Origin of the sequence: Algoriphagus persicinus, assembly GCF_035156415.1 — a bacterium.
Taxonomy (GTDB): Bacteria; Bacteroidota; Bacteroidia; order Cytophagales; family Cyclobacteriaceae; genus Algoriphagus; species Algoriphagus persicinus.
Map to the genome: position 1 here is coordinate 1 of NZ_JAYEEY010000023.1, position 14580 is coordinate 14580.

Below are 14580 nucleotides of genomic sequence, written 5' to 3' on the forward strand. Positions count from 1 at the left end.
TAAAGACTACATTTAAGTCTTGTTTTTCCACACCTCAAAGTACATATTTTGAGTAAAACAAGAAAGGCTAGCCGAGTAATCGACTAGCCTTTTAAACTATCTACTTTTGAGACAGCCTCTTCAAATAAAATAAGGCAGTGCAACCTTATTTTACTCTTTCAACTACAGCTTTAAATGCTTCAGGGTGATTCATGGCTAGATCAGCCAAAACCTTACGGTTAAGTTCGATTTCACCTTTCTTCAATAATCCCATTAATTGAGAATAGGATACGCCGTGCATTCTAGCACCTGCGTTGATACGCTGAATCCACAAAGCTCTGAATTCTCTTTTCTTCGCTTTACGGTCTCTGTATGCGTACTGAAGACCTTTCTCATACTTGTTTTTGGCTACTGTCCATACGTTGCTACCTCTTCCGAAGTAACCTCTTGTGGCTTTTAGCACTTTTTTTCTTCTTGCTCTGGACGCTACCGCGTTTACCGATCTAGGCATAGTGTTTTGTTTTTTGACGCATGGTGTCCCGATTTAACGGAATCTTGTAAACCAATGTGTCTGGTGAATTAATAAACCTTAATTAATTGATTGTTAAGCTACTGCAGAGAATCAGATTCTCAACATGTCTCTTACTCTACCTTCGTCAGATTCGTGAACTAGACCAGTTTTGGTCAAGTTTCTCTTTCTTTTGGTAGCTTTTTTAGTCAGAATGTGGCTTTTGAAAGCGTGTTTCCTTTTGATTTTGCCGGTTCCCGTTAAAGCGAACCTCTTCTTTGCACTGGATTTGGTTTTTACTTTTGGCATTTTGCTGTATTTATTTAGTTGAAATTTATTTCTTTCCTGCCTTCGGAGCGATGAAGATATTCATTCTCTTTCCTTCCATTTTTGGTAGCTGCTCTACTGCACCGTATTCTGCGAGTGCCTGAGCAAATCTCAGTAGCAACATCTCTCCTCTTTCTTTAAAGACAATGCTACGACCTACGAAATGTACGTATGCTTTCACTTTTGCCCCTTCTTTCAAGAAGCTAATTGCATGCTTCAGTTTGAAGTTATAATCATGCTCATCTGTATTCGGACCGAACCTGATTTCCTTCAAAACAATCTTCGCTGCATTGGATTTGATCTCCTTTTGCTTCTTTTTCTGCTCGTACTTAAACTTTGCGTAGTCAAGGATTTTACAAACTGGAGGTTCGACATTCGGAGAGATCTCAACAAGATCCAAGTCGTTTTCTTGAGCGAGTTTGATGGCTTTTTCAAGCGGAAGCAATGCGTTACCGCCTTCGACGAAATCTCCAACCAGTCTTACTTCACGTGCTCTGATTTTGTGGTTTACTTTATAAGGCTCTTCCTGTCTACCTCTATAGGGTTGTCTTTGGTTTCTCAAGTTTGCGTTGATTGTTTTTATGAAATTGGATGCAAATATCGGAATTATTTCTAATTAAGAAAAACTGAATTAAATAATACAGTATTATTACTTACTTAATGATGCTGAAATAATGCCCTGAAAATAATTTATAAACTCCTCCGCTGAGAAGTTACCTAGATCTCCTTCACCATGTTTACGGACAGAAAGCTTTCGCTCTTCCTGCTCCTTTTCCCCTACTATCAGCATAAAAGGCACTTTTTTAACCTCAGAGTCACGGATTTTTCTTCCGATCTTTTCATCTCTGTTGTCAATAGAACCTGTTATTCCCGCGTCTTCGAGGATTGACTTTATTTCCTCAGCATATTCTACATATTTCTCAGAAATAGGCAAAATATTTATTTGCTCTGGGGATAGCCATAGCGGGAAGTTGCCTGCACAGTGCTCAATAAGCACCGCAACGAATCTCTCCAAAGAACCAAACGGCGCTCTATGGATCATCACAGGTCTATGCTTCTGATTGTCCGAGCCTATGTATTCCAACTCGAATCGTTCTGGTAATTGATAATCTACCTGGATAGTTCCCAACTGCCATTTCCTTCCCAAAGCATCCTTCACCATAAAGTCTAACTTAGGACCATAAAAAGCTGCCTCACCTAATTCTGTGACCGTTTCCAGCCCTTTTTCTGCAGCTGCCTCGATGATTGCTGATTCAGCTTTGTTCCAAGCTTCATCTCCTCCAATATACCTGGTAGGATTTTCTGGATCCCGTAAGGAAATCTGAGCAGTGTAATCATCAAAGCCCAATGCTTTGAATACCCAAAGCACCAAATCAATCACCTTGATAAACTCTTCTTTCACCTGGTCAGGGCGACAGAAAATATGTGCGTCATCTTGGGTAAATCCCCTTACTCGGGTCAACCCGTGCAATTCCCCGCTTTGCTCGTAGCGATAAACAGTCCCAAACTCCGCATAGCGAATTGGCAATTCTTTGTAGGAATGTGGTTTATGCTTATAGATTTCGCAGTGATGTGGACAGTTCATCGGTTTCAGCAAAAATTCTTCCCCTTCATGCGGAGTAGTGATTGGCTGAAAAGAATCCTTGCCATATTTCTCGTAGTGACCAGAAGTCTCATACAACGCTTTATGCCCAATATGTGGAGTGATTACCTGTTGATACCCTGCTTTGTCCTGCGCTTTCTTCAAGAAATTGACCAAACGCTCTCTTAATAACGTGCCTTTTGGTAGCCAAAGCGGAAGCCCTGCTCCTACTTTTTCGGAGAAAGTAAACAGCTCCAGCTCGCGACCAAGTTTTCTATGGTCGCGCTTTTTAGCTTCTTCAAGCAAAGTCAAGTAATCTGTGAGTTCTTTGGCTTTGGGGAAAGTCACGCCATAGATACGAGTCAGCATTTTGCGTTTCTCATCCCCTCTCCAATAAGCACCTGCGATGTTGGTCAGCTTTACAGCCTTTACAAAACCGGTATTTGGAATATGTGGACCACGGCAAAGATCTACGAAGTTTCCTTGCTGATAAAATGTAATTGAACCATCTTCAAGTCCTTCCAAAAGATCCAACTTATACTCATCGCCTTTGTCTTGGAAATAATTGATCGCGTCTTTCTTAGAAATGTCTGAACGGATATATTCATTCTTCTCACGGGCCAATTCAATCATTTTCTTCTCGATAGACTCTAGTTCCGATCCGTCCAGTGTTTTATCACCAAAATCTACATCGTAGTAAAACCCTGTTTCGATAGGTGGTCCTATGCCGAATTTGACACCCGGATGTAGTGCTTCCAAAGCCTCTGCAAGCAAGTGAGCTGAAGAATGCCAAAACGTGTTTTTGCCTTCACCGTCATTCCATGTTAATAATTGGATGGTTGAACCTTCATGGATAGCCCGGTTAGCATCCCAAACTTCTCCATTTACTTTTGCGGCTAGAACATTCCTGGCTAAACCCTCGCTGATACTTGCAGCAATCTGTAGTCCGGTAGTTCCTTTCTCGTACTCCTTCACAGTGCCATCAGGAAGGGTGATTTTAATAAGTTGTGACATTTGTTTTTTTATTTTCTGCCCTTACAAACAGGCATAAAGTTTAAGTTGCAAATATGCACAAGACGGATGCAATCAAAAAATATATGGGTAGGGAATATGGAAATGAACTCTTATTTCTTCTCCCTCGGCTAAAAAAGATATGGGGAATCAAAATGTATAATTCTTTTCCTGATTGATTCAAATAGAAATACTTAAACCTAAAAACTCTCTCCAAAACTTACTCCTGCCCAATAAGGATCTATAGACCAACTTTTTCCTGCTCTTACCGGAACAATAAAAAATGGCGTGTAACCAACTCTAAAAAAGAATCCACCTTCAGGTTTTTGATATCTATAACCAATTCTTACAGGAATGCCAGCACTAAAAACCACTTTATCGCTTAATTCAAATGTTTCCGAATCAATAGCTAAAGTTCTGTCTAAGAATGATAAAAACCCAAAACCCAATTCCAGATGATGGTTTGACTAGCCATATTAGGCTGTGACCTCTAAAGGAATAACGGGAAGCCAATTCGTCTTGAAATCATTTAGTTGATCACGCCACATAGAAAAACCTGCACTGGCATTCAATTTTAGCTTCCCTTTTTGATGAAATAGATTGCTGTAGTTGACTGCATATCTTCCAGAACTTCCTCCGACCTCAAGATAAACCGCATTTTTTGCGGTAAATGTTTCGGTTTCGGTTTGGGCGAAACTATCGAAAGAGATCGCTAAAGCCAGAACTAAAGTTCCTATTATTGCTGATTTGAATTTAGATGCTATCATAAGACAATTTAGTGCTCTTTCTGAGTATAAATTCTTACTTCTTTACGGTATAGACGATTAACACAGGATTTTCAGAATCTTTCGCGGCAAAAGCAGCTTGTGCAAAGCTTTTACCTTTGCCCTTTACGTATTCCTCGAAGCCCTCCTGCCCAAGGGCTTCTTTCTTTTTCTGAAGTAAATTAAACAGGGTTTTACCTGGAACAGAAGTCCCAACTTTTCCATCAGTAAACTGAAGATGAATATTTGCATATGTATAAAATTCATCCAAATCATTGACTAAAAGCTTTTTAATCAAATTTGTTTGTTGAGTTTCTATATCGTAAAGCATAACATAAGATGCTCCCTCATGCCTAAAGCTTGAAATGAGCAACTTTTCTAAAATAAACCAGCTCTCTTCAAAATACATTTTAGCTTCAGAATTTTGGAATTTTATGTATTCCATTCCATTCACTTCTACATCATATTTCTGCATTTCCTGCACATCCTGTCCATACTTGCCAAAGTCCCAAACATACCTAGCCGTCAAATGAGATTCATTTGCTTCATAAATCGTGTCTTGCAATGGCATTCCAAAAAAGATTTTTTCTCCTTGTTTTTGAAGAGTGGAAGCTCCGCGATAGTATCCGTAAAAGCTATTCTCATCAAAAGGGATTGATCGTACCGTATCTTGAAATGCTTCATTCACAGATTCAAAAAAGAAATCTCCATTTTCTGAAGCCTTAGTATAAAAATAATAGCGTTTCTCATTATCAGAATAAGCTGCTGCACCAATTTGTTGATTTACATGCTGTTCTCTCAAAAATTCACCCTCTAGGTCAAACCACATCAACTTCTTAGGTACACCCAATAGCATTAGTTCATTCTCCTTGAAAATAGCCGTATAAAACTGTAGGTATTGCCCTGGTCCTTCACCATAGCCATTGATCTCATTGAGGTATTTTCCTGTTTTATCAAAAATCTGAATGCATTTACAGCCTTGGGTATCGACAACATATATTTTCTCATCATGAAAAAAAACCTGAAGTACACCTCTTCTAAGCAAGCCTTCATTTGCGTTTTCCTTCAACCAGATATATTCAATCTCAGGTTCAAAGAATTCAGAGAGTTTTCCTTCTCTGGCTTCTGAGAGGTCAACTTTAATGATTTCTAAACCCTCCTTCGGTTGTGCTGAACTGTTATCCTTATCTGAGGAACAGGAAGTAAAAAAGCCGAATAGAAGGGGAATTAAAAATAAGCAGACATTTTTCATAAGATTATTATTTTTTAAAGGTCATAACCTGTCCCTTGACGAAGGAAACGGGATGGAATCTCGCATGGTAGATAATCATCCCACTGTGTGACGCCTGCTTCATGCTCGATTTCATCTACCCAAAATAGTAAATAGAACCCACTAACTAAAGAATAATTTGTCCGGAGATTTTTACTGCAAATGGCCTGACATCAGTATTATCCAAATAAGTCATTCTATGGAAGAAGTCTATTCTAAAGAATTTGAAGATATTTTCTACGCCATACCCCAATTCGATATAGGGCTTGGTTGGATCTAGTCTTCCAAAAGTTTCCAAAGGATTTCCCATCGAATCCACAATCGGTGCATTTGCGATATTTTTATTGCTGACAGATCCATAGAGAATGTTTGCATTTGCCACAGCACGCCACTTTAGCTTTTTGAGCAAAGGAATTTTATTGAGTAAAAAGCCTTCAAAATAATGTCTATATCTCAAACTTGCGTACTGATCTGAGGCAAATTCATTGAAATTCATCGTGTTGAAAGCAGCAGAAGTGTAGAACAGGGTTTCATTCCCCAGATGATTTTTCAACACCGGATAGGGAACCTCACCAAAGACTTTTCCCGCATCAAACTCATACCGGGAAACACCGAACATGCCCATATTCAATCGTTGATACACATAGAAATTCAACTTGGAATAGCTTATATCTCCACCAAGCCAATTCATTCCTTTAGCATAACTCAATTCGAAAATTGGCCATTTCAAAGGCCCCAAGGATGTTCGCTCATTGTCATTGATCAAGATGGTTTCATCACGACCGTATCGCAAGCCAAGCTTAGCTTCGGTGGTTTCAAAAGTAGATTTATATTCTCCGGTCCCTTTTTCTAAGTAGTAAAAATTAAACAAGGGTTCGAATTCCATGAAGCTCAAATCTGAATAGATAAGAAATCCTTTAAAAAACTCACGTTGAAAATTCACTTGATGCTTATTGCTGAAGTACGGTCTTCGCAGCGTGCCGAATCTGCTGGCTGCAAGAAAAATACTATTTCCCTGCAAACTGGAAATCTCCAAACCGACTTGATCAATTTCCTTTTGTGTGGATAAGGAGAGGGAAGTCCAGTGTATTTTGTCGAAAATCCGAGTGACTTTAGCAGAATATTTAAGTTCGGTATCTTTAAACCCATAGCCGGCATAGCCATAGAAAGCCCATTTATTACTGAATTTCAGATTGGTACGAAAGCCCATTCCGAGCCTTACGCCTTCTATATCGTTGTAATTAAAAAACCCTGGCCATGGCCCAATATCCACTTTTCCCAAGGGTAAATAACCCGTTCCAAAAAACTTCAGTCCCTCAGAGTAGAAGCGAACGATAGGGATTCGCTTCAGGGTATCCACCATTTGTAGCACCGCTATTTCCTCAGGTGTCAAAATGTCCTGCCTATTATCTTTCCAAAAATCCTCACTCGCTTCATCAAAGTCAGGCATTAAGGTCACCGATTGATTGAAAAACGATGTGGGTTCTGGATCGCCAACTTTAACACTATCTGCTGAAGTATAGAATTTTGCCAGAAGCCCCGCGGTTTTTGGCGTGATTTGCCCGATCTTAATCTGAACCCGAGTTTTGGAAGGAATCAAGGGGCCTGCCGTGGTAGGCACCAACTCCTGCTGGATTTTAATCCGCTCTATAAAATTCAGATTTGCTTCTTTTGGAATCGTCAAATCAACCTGCTTCAAAGCATACGTTTCCTTATTGATCCAAATGGTACCTGAGAAAGCCAGGTCTTGTACTCTCAGCGGATATACTTTCAGTAAGTAACAGGAATCCTTTCCCACCAAAACAGAATCAATTAAATCATAATCGTAAAACTGTTTCCACCCATCGGCGATAGGCGATACAAATTCCTTTCCTACGATATTTAGCCAGTTCTTATAGAAATTATATTCTTGAAAAGCAGAACCTGTAATTTGCGAGGTAGTTGAACCATCAGTGATGCCTACACCTGTCACTTTTGATTTCTCCACTACTTCTTTTTTGAGCTCTGGATTATTTCTAAAGTAGAATCTGGAAAGGGTCTCTGAGAAGAAAACCGGTAATATTTTCTCACCTTCATCATTAGTGAGTTGCTTGATAGAATCTAAAACAGCGGTGACTCTTTGGACACTTTTTCTCTTAGTAAAATCCTCTGAGACATGATCAATGTCAATTTCAATCTTTGTATAGTTCTTTGTTTGATAAGCTGTTAACTCTCGTTTATCAAAGTATTTTTTTCTATCGACTGCTTCTCGGATTACCTCAAAAGCCGGGTTTTCCCCCGCTTCAAAAACAAAAGCCTCCATCTCAAAGTCAGAAGGTTTGAGCTGAAAATTGACGGTTTGCTCAGCTACTTGTTGGAGTGCTTTTACTCCACTGATATATCCGAGATAGCTCACAGAAATACTATCTGTAAGGGTTTTTGTCGCTATGCTATAATTCCCCTCAAAATCTGTAGAAACTCCAATTGTAGTGCCTTTCAATAAAACCGAAGCAAATGGAATAGGGTCACCGGTAGCTGAATCCGTTACTTTCCCTTTCACCACAAATTGGCCAAAGGACGGAGTGCTAATCAGAAGTACGAAAAGGAAAAAGTAATAGCGGATCATGAAGTATTTACTGCACTGAATAGAATTCCTGCAAAATAAATTCATTAACTGTTCAAATTGCTACCTAGCGGTTAAAAATTATAGAAGTTTAGCAGATCACAGACGGTAAGGAAATGGAAATTTGAAAAATCCACTAGTATATTTGAGCCTATAAACTGAGGAACATGATATACGATATTGCAATAATTGGTGGTGGGATTGTGGGGTTGGCAACTGCACTTAAAATTCAAAACGTGCGACCTGACCTCAAAATCGCCATTTTGGAGAAGGAAAATCAGCTTGCCAAGCACCAGACAGGCAATAATAGCGGAGTGATCCACTCGGGACTTTATTATAAGCCTGGCTCACTAAAAGCTACCAATTGTATAGGCGGATATCATGAATTGATTCAGTTTTGCGAGGAAGAAAAAATTCCGTTTGAGATCACAGGAAAAGTGGTAGTTGCCACCCGAGAAGAACAAAAACCATTGCTGAATAACCTGTACGAACGAGGTATTCAGAACGGATTGGAAGGAACGAAATACATCTCCTTGGAAGAGCTGAAAGAATACGAACCACACTGTGTGGGAGTAGCCGCGCTCCATGTTCCTCAGACAGGGATTGTGGATTATTTCAAAGTAGCACTGGCCTATGGCAGAAAGATAGTCCAACATGGAGGCGAGATTTTTTTAACCCATAAAGTGCTAAATATTAAGCAACAAGAAGGAGTCAATTATATTGAAACTTCTAACAAAACTATACAAAGTAAATTAGTGATAAACTGTGCCGGACTTTATTCTGATAAGGTAGCACAGATGAGTGAAAATGATCCTATGGATGTACAAATCATCCCTTTTCGTGGAGAATATTTTAAGCTGAAGAAGGACAGGGAATTTCTAGTGAAGAACCTGATTTATCCTGTTCCGGATCCTAATTTCCCTTTCCTGGGTGTTCACTTCACACGAATGATGAAAGGTGGTGTGGAAGCTGGACCAAATGCAGTATTGGCTTTCCGCAGGGAGGGATATAAAAAATCCCAAATCAATCTAAAAGAGCTTGTGGAGTCCTTGGCTTGGCCCGGTTTCCAAAAAGTAGCTGCGAAATACTGGCAAACTGGGTTTGGAGAGATGTACAGATCTTTTTCTAAAGCCGCATTTACCAGAGCTCTTCAAGAATTAATACCTGAAATCCAGGAATCTGACCTGACCGAGGGGGGAGCTGGCGTACGAGCACAGGCTTGTGATCGTACGGGCGGGCTGCTAGATGATTTTTCAATCAGAGAATCTGCACAAGCCATTCATGTGCTAAACGCCCCTTCCCCAGCCGCAACCAGTTCACTAGCTATAGGTGGAACTGTTGCAGATTTGGCATTGAAAAGGTTTGATTTGGCTTAAATCCTTACCATTAGGCTTAGACTTCACTTAGCCTAACCCGATCCCAACTAAACTATAATCGTCAGATTACAATAGAGCAGAGTCACACTGAGCGAAGTCTAAGTAAACTAGTGAATATCAAAATTACACCTGTGTGTTTACCGAATCAGGCAGATAGCGATTAGCCAGTTTGATCATTTCGTCACCTTTCACCAGATCACTGGCACTTAGCTCAGAGGTATGCCTATGGCCCGAAGCTCCAAGAAGCTCTTGTACTGCATGTACGGTGTTTTTGTGGAAATTATAGACACGCTCTGATTTATCCGTAATCACTAAGCCTCCAACCAAGTTTGCTTTTTGCGTAGCAACTCCTGTTGGGCACTCATTGGTATTACAGCGAAGTGCCTGAATACATCCCAAGCTGAACATAAATCCCCGGCCAGAATTGCATAAATCTGCTCCAAAAGCAATGTTTTTCAAGATTGCAAAAGCACTGACCGCTTTGCCCGAGGCTATAATTTTGATTTTCTCACGAATCTGAAACTTCTCCAAGGTCATCCTGACAAATATCAGAGCTGGCTCAAGTGGCAATCCCACACTGTCCGAGAATTCTAAAGGTGCAGCACCAGTGCCGCCCTCTGCTCCATCCACTGTAATAAAATCAGGATAGACATTCTTGGCCACCATTTCTTTACAAATAGCTGTAAATTCCTCCGTTCTACCCACACAGAGCTTAAATCCGACAGGTTTACCTCCCGATAATTCTTTGAGCCTAGCGACAAACTGAATCAATTCGATCGCATTGGTAAATGAACTATGAGAAGGTGGTGAAAGTATCGTTGTCCCCTTGATTACACCTCGTATTCCGGCTATTTCTTCTGTGTTTTTCACACCTGGAAGTACCCCTCCATGGCCTGGCTTAGCTCCTTGAGAAATCTTTATTTCAATCATTTTGACTTCCGGCCAAGTAGCTTTCTCTGCAAATTTTTCCTCACTAAACTTACCATGCTCATCGCGGCAACCAAAATAGCCAGTACCAATTTGCCATACCAGATCTCCACCTTGTCGATGATGAGGAGATATTCCACCTTCCCCGGTATTATGAGAAAATCCACCTTTTTTGGCTCCAAGATTCAGAGCTTTGATGGCGTTAGAGCTGAGAGAACCAAAGCTCATTGCCGAAATATTAAAAATAGAAGAAGAATATGGCTGCTTGCAATCCTCATTCCCGATGGTTACTCTGGCATCTTCGTCGTTTGTATGCACAGCATATATGGAATGTCTGAGCGCCAAATAATCTTCCCCATTGATGTCCCGCTGGGTACCAAATGGATGCGTGTCGTTTACATTCTTTGCTCGCCTATAAACTAAGGAACGAAGGTTTCTACTAAAAGGCTTTCCATCTGTATTTGTTTCTATAAAGTATTGTTGGATTTCAGGACCGATTTTCTCCAACAAATACCTAAAATGCCCAACTATAGGGAAGTTGCGAAGAATGGCGTGAGACTTCTGACTGACATCATAAACTCCTACTGCAAAGAGAACCACAAGAATTCCGAGTATAAAATAGCCGAATTTGAACTGTACAAATTGGAAATACCACATTAAAAAAAAGGTAAGCAATGCTAGTGCGACCAAGCTACCGAAAAACAGTTTTCTCATATCAAACTTTTTAGAAGATTAAGCTCAAATATAGCAAAAGACTAAGCCCTAAGGCTGACCCATTGGGAATTCTTGCATTCTAAACTCAGGCTAAGTGAACTCTTGGCCACGAACCATAATTGCAGTATGGCCTCCGCGTTTAGGCATTTCCTGCAACAGTAAATCCGTCCTTTCGGAAAGCTGCACGGAATAACATTCAGACCCTAGGAGTGGATCATTTAGGGCATTGACAACTAAAGCAGGAAGCTTTACATGAAATTCATGTTCTCTTAAAATTCAAACCGTATTGACTGGCTAATTTTGCGATATTAATTCTACATAGGGTAACGAATTCAAAAGTGGAGCGGCGCGTGCCAGCTCCTTTTTTTATCGGGACAGATCATAGACACGTTTGATGGCGACGTCCAATTTTTTTTGCAAATTTTGATAATGAAGAGAAAAAGACGCTCCATCGAAGCCATCGCTTTCAATGATCTCCTTGCCTATTTGCAGTTCCTCTGTAATATGAGATAATTCAAACATGTAGAGTGTAGGTTTCAATTTGTGACGGATTTGCTGAATTTTAGCTTCATTTTTCTCGAATGAACCTGTGGTATACACTTCTTTCAGTTCCATGAGTCCTTTGTAAATCGCTAAAGTCAATTCTGTCTGAAATTCTTTATCGCCATCTGCCATGTCGCAGATTAGCTGATCAAGCTCAGGATAAATTTGTTCCATATTGGTTAGTTGAATGCGGATGTGCCTGCAAGAAAGCCTGTGGACCATGCAGCTTGAAAATTAAAGCCACCTGTAATTCCATCTATGTTCAGGACTTCCCCGGCAAAGTAAAGGTTAGGGTAATACTTGCTTTCCATGGTTTCCGGATTAACTTCATTCAAGGCAATTCCTCCGGCAGTTACAAATTCTTCTTTAAAGGTAGTTTTGCCATCAACTTTCAAAGTATAGCAAAAAAGATTCTGTACCAACTTATTGATTTGCTTTTTCGAAAGAGTCCCGTATAATTGTCCGGTTTCTACGTCGGAACGCTCACAGAAATGCTCCCAAAGTCTTACAGGTATCTCAAACAGTGAATTACTTTCTACTTTGCGTTTGGGATGGGCCATTTGGTAGCTCTTGATACGAGAATTATACCCATCCTCTCCCAATGCCCCATTCCAATTGATCAAGACAGTAGCTTCGTAATTCTTGTCTTTAAGCCATTGTGCTCCGAAGGCGGACAGCTTCAAAACTGCCGGCCCACTCAGTCCCCAATGTGTTACTAGCACCGGGCCTCGATACAGCATTTTGGTTCCTTCGATTTTGACTATTCCATCTGCCACAGCTAGTCCCATAAGTTCACGAATCGATTCCTTGGGAGTATTGAAAGTAAAAAGCGAAGGTATAGGGTCTAAAATACTGTGATCTATATTCTTGAGAAAGTTATAATTATCCAATTTTGGATGCCCCCCACTGGCGATTATTAGTTTGTCAACAATGAAAACACCTGCACTAGTATCAAGTTTAAACTGGCTTGCAAGAGGAGTAATTGAATTTACACCACATGATGTTCGTATAGAAATAGCGAGTTTTTGAGCCTCATTAAGCAAAGCATCAATGATGGATTGGGATAAATCTGAAACAGGAAACATCCTTCCGTCAGCTTCGGTCTTCAATGCTACTCCTCTACTTTCAAACCAATGGATAGTATCTTCTGATTTGAATTTGGCAAAAACCTTCTTTAGAAACTTCTCACCTCTGGGATAGTTTTTCACCAATTTCGAGATTTCCATGGGTCTATGTGTGACGTTACACCTTCCTCCTCCTGATACTTTTACTTTAGACAAAAGCTTGGGTGATTTTTCGAAAATGGTAATATGTCTTCCAGCTCCACTTGCATGTATCGCAGCAAAAAAACCTGCAGCTCCCCCTCCTATTATTCCTATATTCAAAATTTATAATCTATTGAAATTCAACTATTTATTACAATTACCTTTTCCTAGAGAATGAACCTAAAATACCTCTAGTCAATTCTCTGAATATCGTCCTTCCTAATTGCCTTACCATCGTGTTTTTACTCAATTCTTCGAAAAGTGATTCATCCTGAGCAGTATTTCTAGTGGTCCGGGTTTGGGCTTTTGGGCCCGGCAATTCAGCCTTCTTTTGAATCTCCTCCAGTTCAACCATTTTCTTCTCCAACAGTTCAAAAGCACTTTCACTATCTATATCCTGATTGTATTTATAAATCAAGGCTGAATCTTTGACCACAGCATCTATTTCATCCGAATTCAATATATCCATCCGTGTAATCGGAGCTCTGATTAAGGTGTGGGCAAGAGGTGTAGGAATTCCTCTCTCATTCAAGGCAGTGATCAGTGCTTCGCCTATACCCATAGATGTCAATACTTCTGAGGTCTCATAATAAGGTGAATCGGGGTAGTTTTCTGCTGTTTTGGTGATGGCCTTACGATCCTTGGCAGTAAATGCTCTCAGGGCATGCTGCACCTTCAAACCTAATTGCCCCAATATATTATCTGGAACATCAGTGGGTGCTTGAGTGCAGAAATACACACCAACACCTTTGGATCGGATCAGTTTGACTATCGCTTCGATCTTCTCTAGAAGGTCTTTGGAGGCATTTGAAAAGACTAAATGAGCTTCATCGATGAATAAACAGAGCTTAGGCTGATCGGCATCCCCTTGCTCAGGGAAAGTTTCATAAATCTCCGAAAGCAGACTGAGCATGAAGGTAGAGAACAGCTTGGGGCGACTTTGAATATCAGTCAGTCTAATCACTGAGATTATTCCTTTGCCGTCTTTGGTTCTTAAAAAGTCCTCTACTTCAAAGGATTTCTCCCCGAAAAATCGTTCTGCACCTTGCTGTTCCAACTCTATTATCTTTCGCATTATCGTGTTGACTGAAGCAGACGAAACCTGACCATATTCCTTTTGTATAGCTGCCTTCCCTTCATTGGTAATGAATTGAAGGACACGCTTTAGGTCTTTCAGGTCAACCAATGGCATAAGATGTACATCACAATAGCGAAAAACAAGTGAGATAACACCTTGCTGTGTGTCATTAAGCTCGAGTATCTGAGCAATTAGAACAGGGCCAAATTCGGACACTGTAGCCTTTAACCTAACGCCTTTTTCATCAGAAATTGACATCAGTTCGATCGGTAAACCCATGGGTTCATATTCAACTCCTATTGCCTGTGACCTGTTTTTGATGAAGTCATTGGCCGTCCCTGGCTGGGCTAATCCTGAAAGATCTCCTTTCAGATCCATCAAAACAGAAGGCACACCTTTCAATGCCAACTGCTCTGCGATCACTTGCAGAGTTTTCGTTTTTCCAGTTCCGGTGGCTCCGGCGATTAGACCATGCCTATTCATTGTTGTCAGTGCAATTTTGATTTGTGCACCTGTGATGGGCACTCCATCCAATACGCCTGTACCCAGGACAATAGAGTCTTTTTTATAGTTTTGACCTTCGGCCAAGTGGTTGATAAATTCTCCGGTCTTACTCATGTGTCTTACTCAAAGT

13 protein-coding genes are annotated in these 14580 nt (G+C 40.4%); 1 reads left to right on the forward strand and 12 read right to left on the reverse strand.

The annotated features are described in order from the left end of the window. Positions 1-145: 145 nt before the first annotated feature. From rplT to U3A58_RS16565, 8 genes are all read right to left on the reverse strand, one after another. Positions 146-490 (reverse strand): 50S ribosomal protein L20, encoded by a 345-nt coding sequence (gene rplT, locus U3A58_RS16530; RefSeq protein ID WP_091691840.1) that lies wholly within the window; start codon positions 488-490, stop codon positions 146-148. 111 nt (positions 491-601) lie between these two features. Then, complete coding sequence (gene rpmI / locus U3A58_RS16535; protein WP_087941465.1) at positions 602-796, reverse strand: 50S ribosomal protein L35; 195 nt, start codon at positions 794-796, stop codon at positions 602-604. A 25-nt stretch (positions 797-821) separates the two neighbouring features. After that, the gene (gene infC, locus U3A58_RS16540) at positions 822-1376 is read right to left on the reverse strand and encodes a translation initiation factor IF-3 (RefSeq protein WP_323825270.1); all 555 of its coding nucleotides are present in this window, start codon (positions 1374-1376) and stop codon (positions 822-824) included. A gap of 87 nt (positions 1377-1463) precedes the next feature. Further along, positions 1464-3410 carry a threonine--tRNA ligase gene (gene thrS, locus U3A58_RS16545; protein WP_323825272.1) on the reverse strand — a complete coding sequence of 649 codons (1947 nt, stop codon included), beginning with the start codon at positions 3408-3410 and terminating at the stop codon, positions 1464-1466. A gap of 197 nt (positions 3411-3607) precedes the next feature. Then, a complete protein-coding gene (locus U3A58_RS16550) occupies positions 3608-3856 on the reverse strand; it encodes a hypothetical protein (protein ID WP_323825274.1) in 249 nt (82 codons plus the stop codon). A 27-nt stretch (positions 3857-3883) separates the two neighbouring features. Beyond that, complete coding sequence (locus tag U3A58_RS16555; protein ID WP_323825276.1) at positions 3884-4174, reverse strand: hypothetical protein; 291 nt, start codon at positions 4172-4174, stop codon at positions 3884-3886. Between the two features lie 34 nt (positions 4175-4208). After that, entirely contained in the window at positions 4209-5423 is a 1215-nt protein-coding gene (locus tag U3A58_RS16560) for a 6-bladed beta-propeller (protein ID WP_323825278.1), read from the reverse strand. Positions 5424-5568: 145 nt separating this feature from the next. Further along, the gene (locus tag U3A58_RS16565; RefSeq protein WP_323825280.1) at positions 5569-8091 is read right to left on the reverse strand and encodes a DUF5686 and carboxypeptidase-like regulatory domain-containing protein; all 2523 of its coding nucleotides are present in this window, start codon (positions 8089-8091) and stop codon (positions 5569-5571) included. Between the two features lie 119 nt (positions 8092-8210). Between U3A58_RS16565 and lhgO the strand changes: the two genes are divergently transcribed. Further along, a complete protein-coding gene (gene lhgO, locus U3A58_RS16570; protein ID WP_323825282.1) occupies positions 8211-9419 on the forward strand; it encodes an L-2-hydroxyglutarate oxidase in 1209 nt (402 codons plus the stop codon). Positions 9420-9542: 123 nt separating this feature from the next. Here the strand turns inward: lhgO and U3A58_RS16575 are convergent, their stop codons facing one another. From U3A58_RS16575 to U3A58_RS16590, 4 genes are all read right to left on the reverse strand, one after another. Continuing rightward, positions 9543-11060, reverse strand: a complete 1518-nt coding sequence (locus tag U3A58_RS16575; protein ID WP_323825284.1) for an FMN-binding glutamate synthase family protein — start codon at positions 11058-11060, stop codon at positions 9543-9545. Between the two features lie 366 nt (positions 11061-11426). Continuing rightward, the gene (locus U3A58_RS16580) at positions 11427-11777 is read right to left on the reverse strand and encodes a hypothetical protein (RefSeq protein WP_323825286.1); all 351 of its coding nucleotides are present in this window, start codon (positions 11775-11777) and stop codon (positions 11427-11429) included. 5 nt (positions 11778-11782) lie between these two features. Beyond that, positions 11783-12988, reverse strand: a complete 1206-nt coding sequence (locus tag U3A58_RS16585) for a BaiN/RdsA family NAD(P)/FAD-dependent oxidoreductase (RefSeq protein ID WP_323825288.1) — start codon at positions 12986-12988, stop codon at positions 11783-11785. A 37-nt stretch (positions 12989-13025) separates the two neighbouring features. Next, the gene (locus U3A58_RS16590) at positions 13026-14564 is read right to left on the reverse strand and encodes a helicase HerA-like domain-containing protein (protein WP_323825290.1); all 1539 of its coding nucleotides are present in this window, start codon (positions 14562-14564) and stop codon (positions 13026-13028) included. Positions 14565-14580 lie beyond the last annotated feature (16 nt).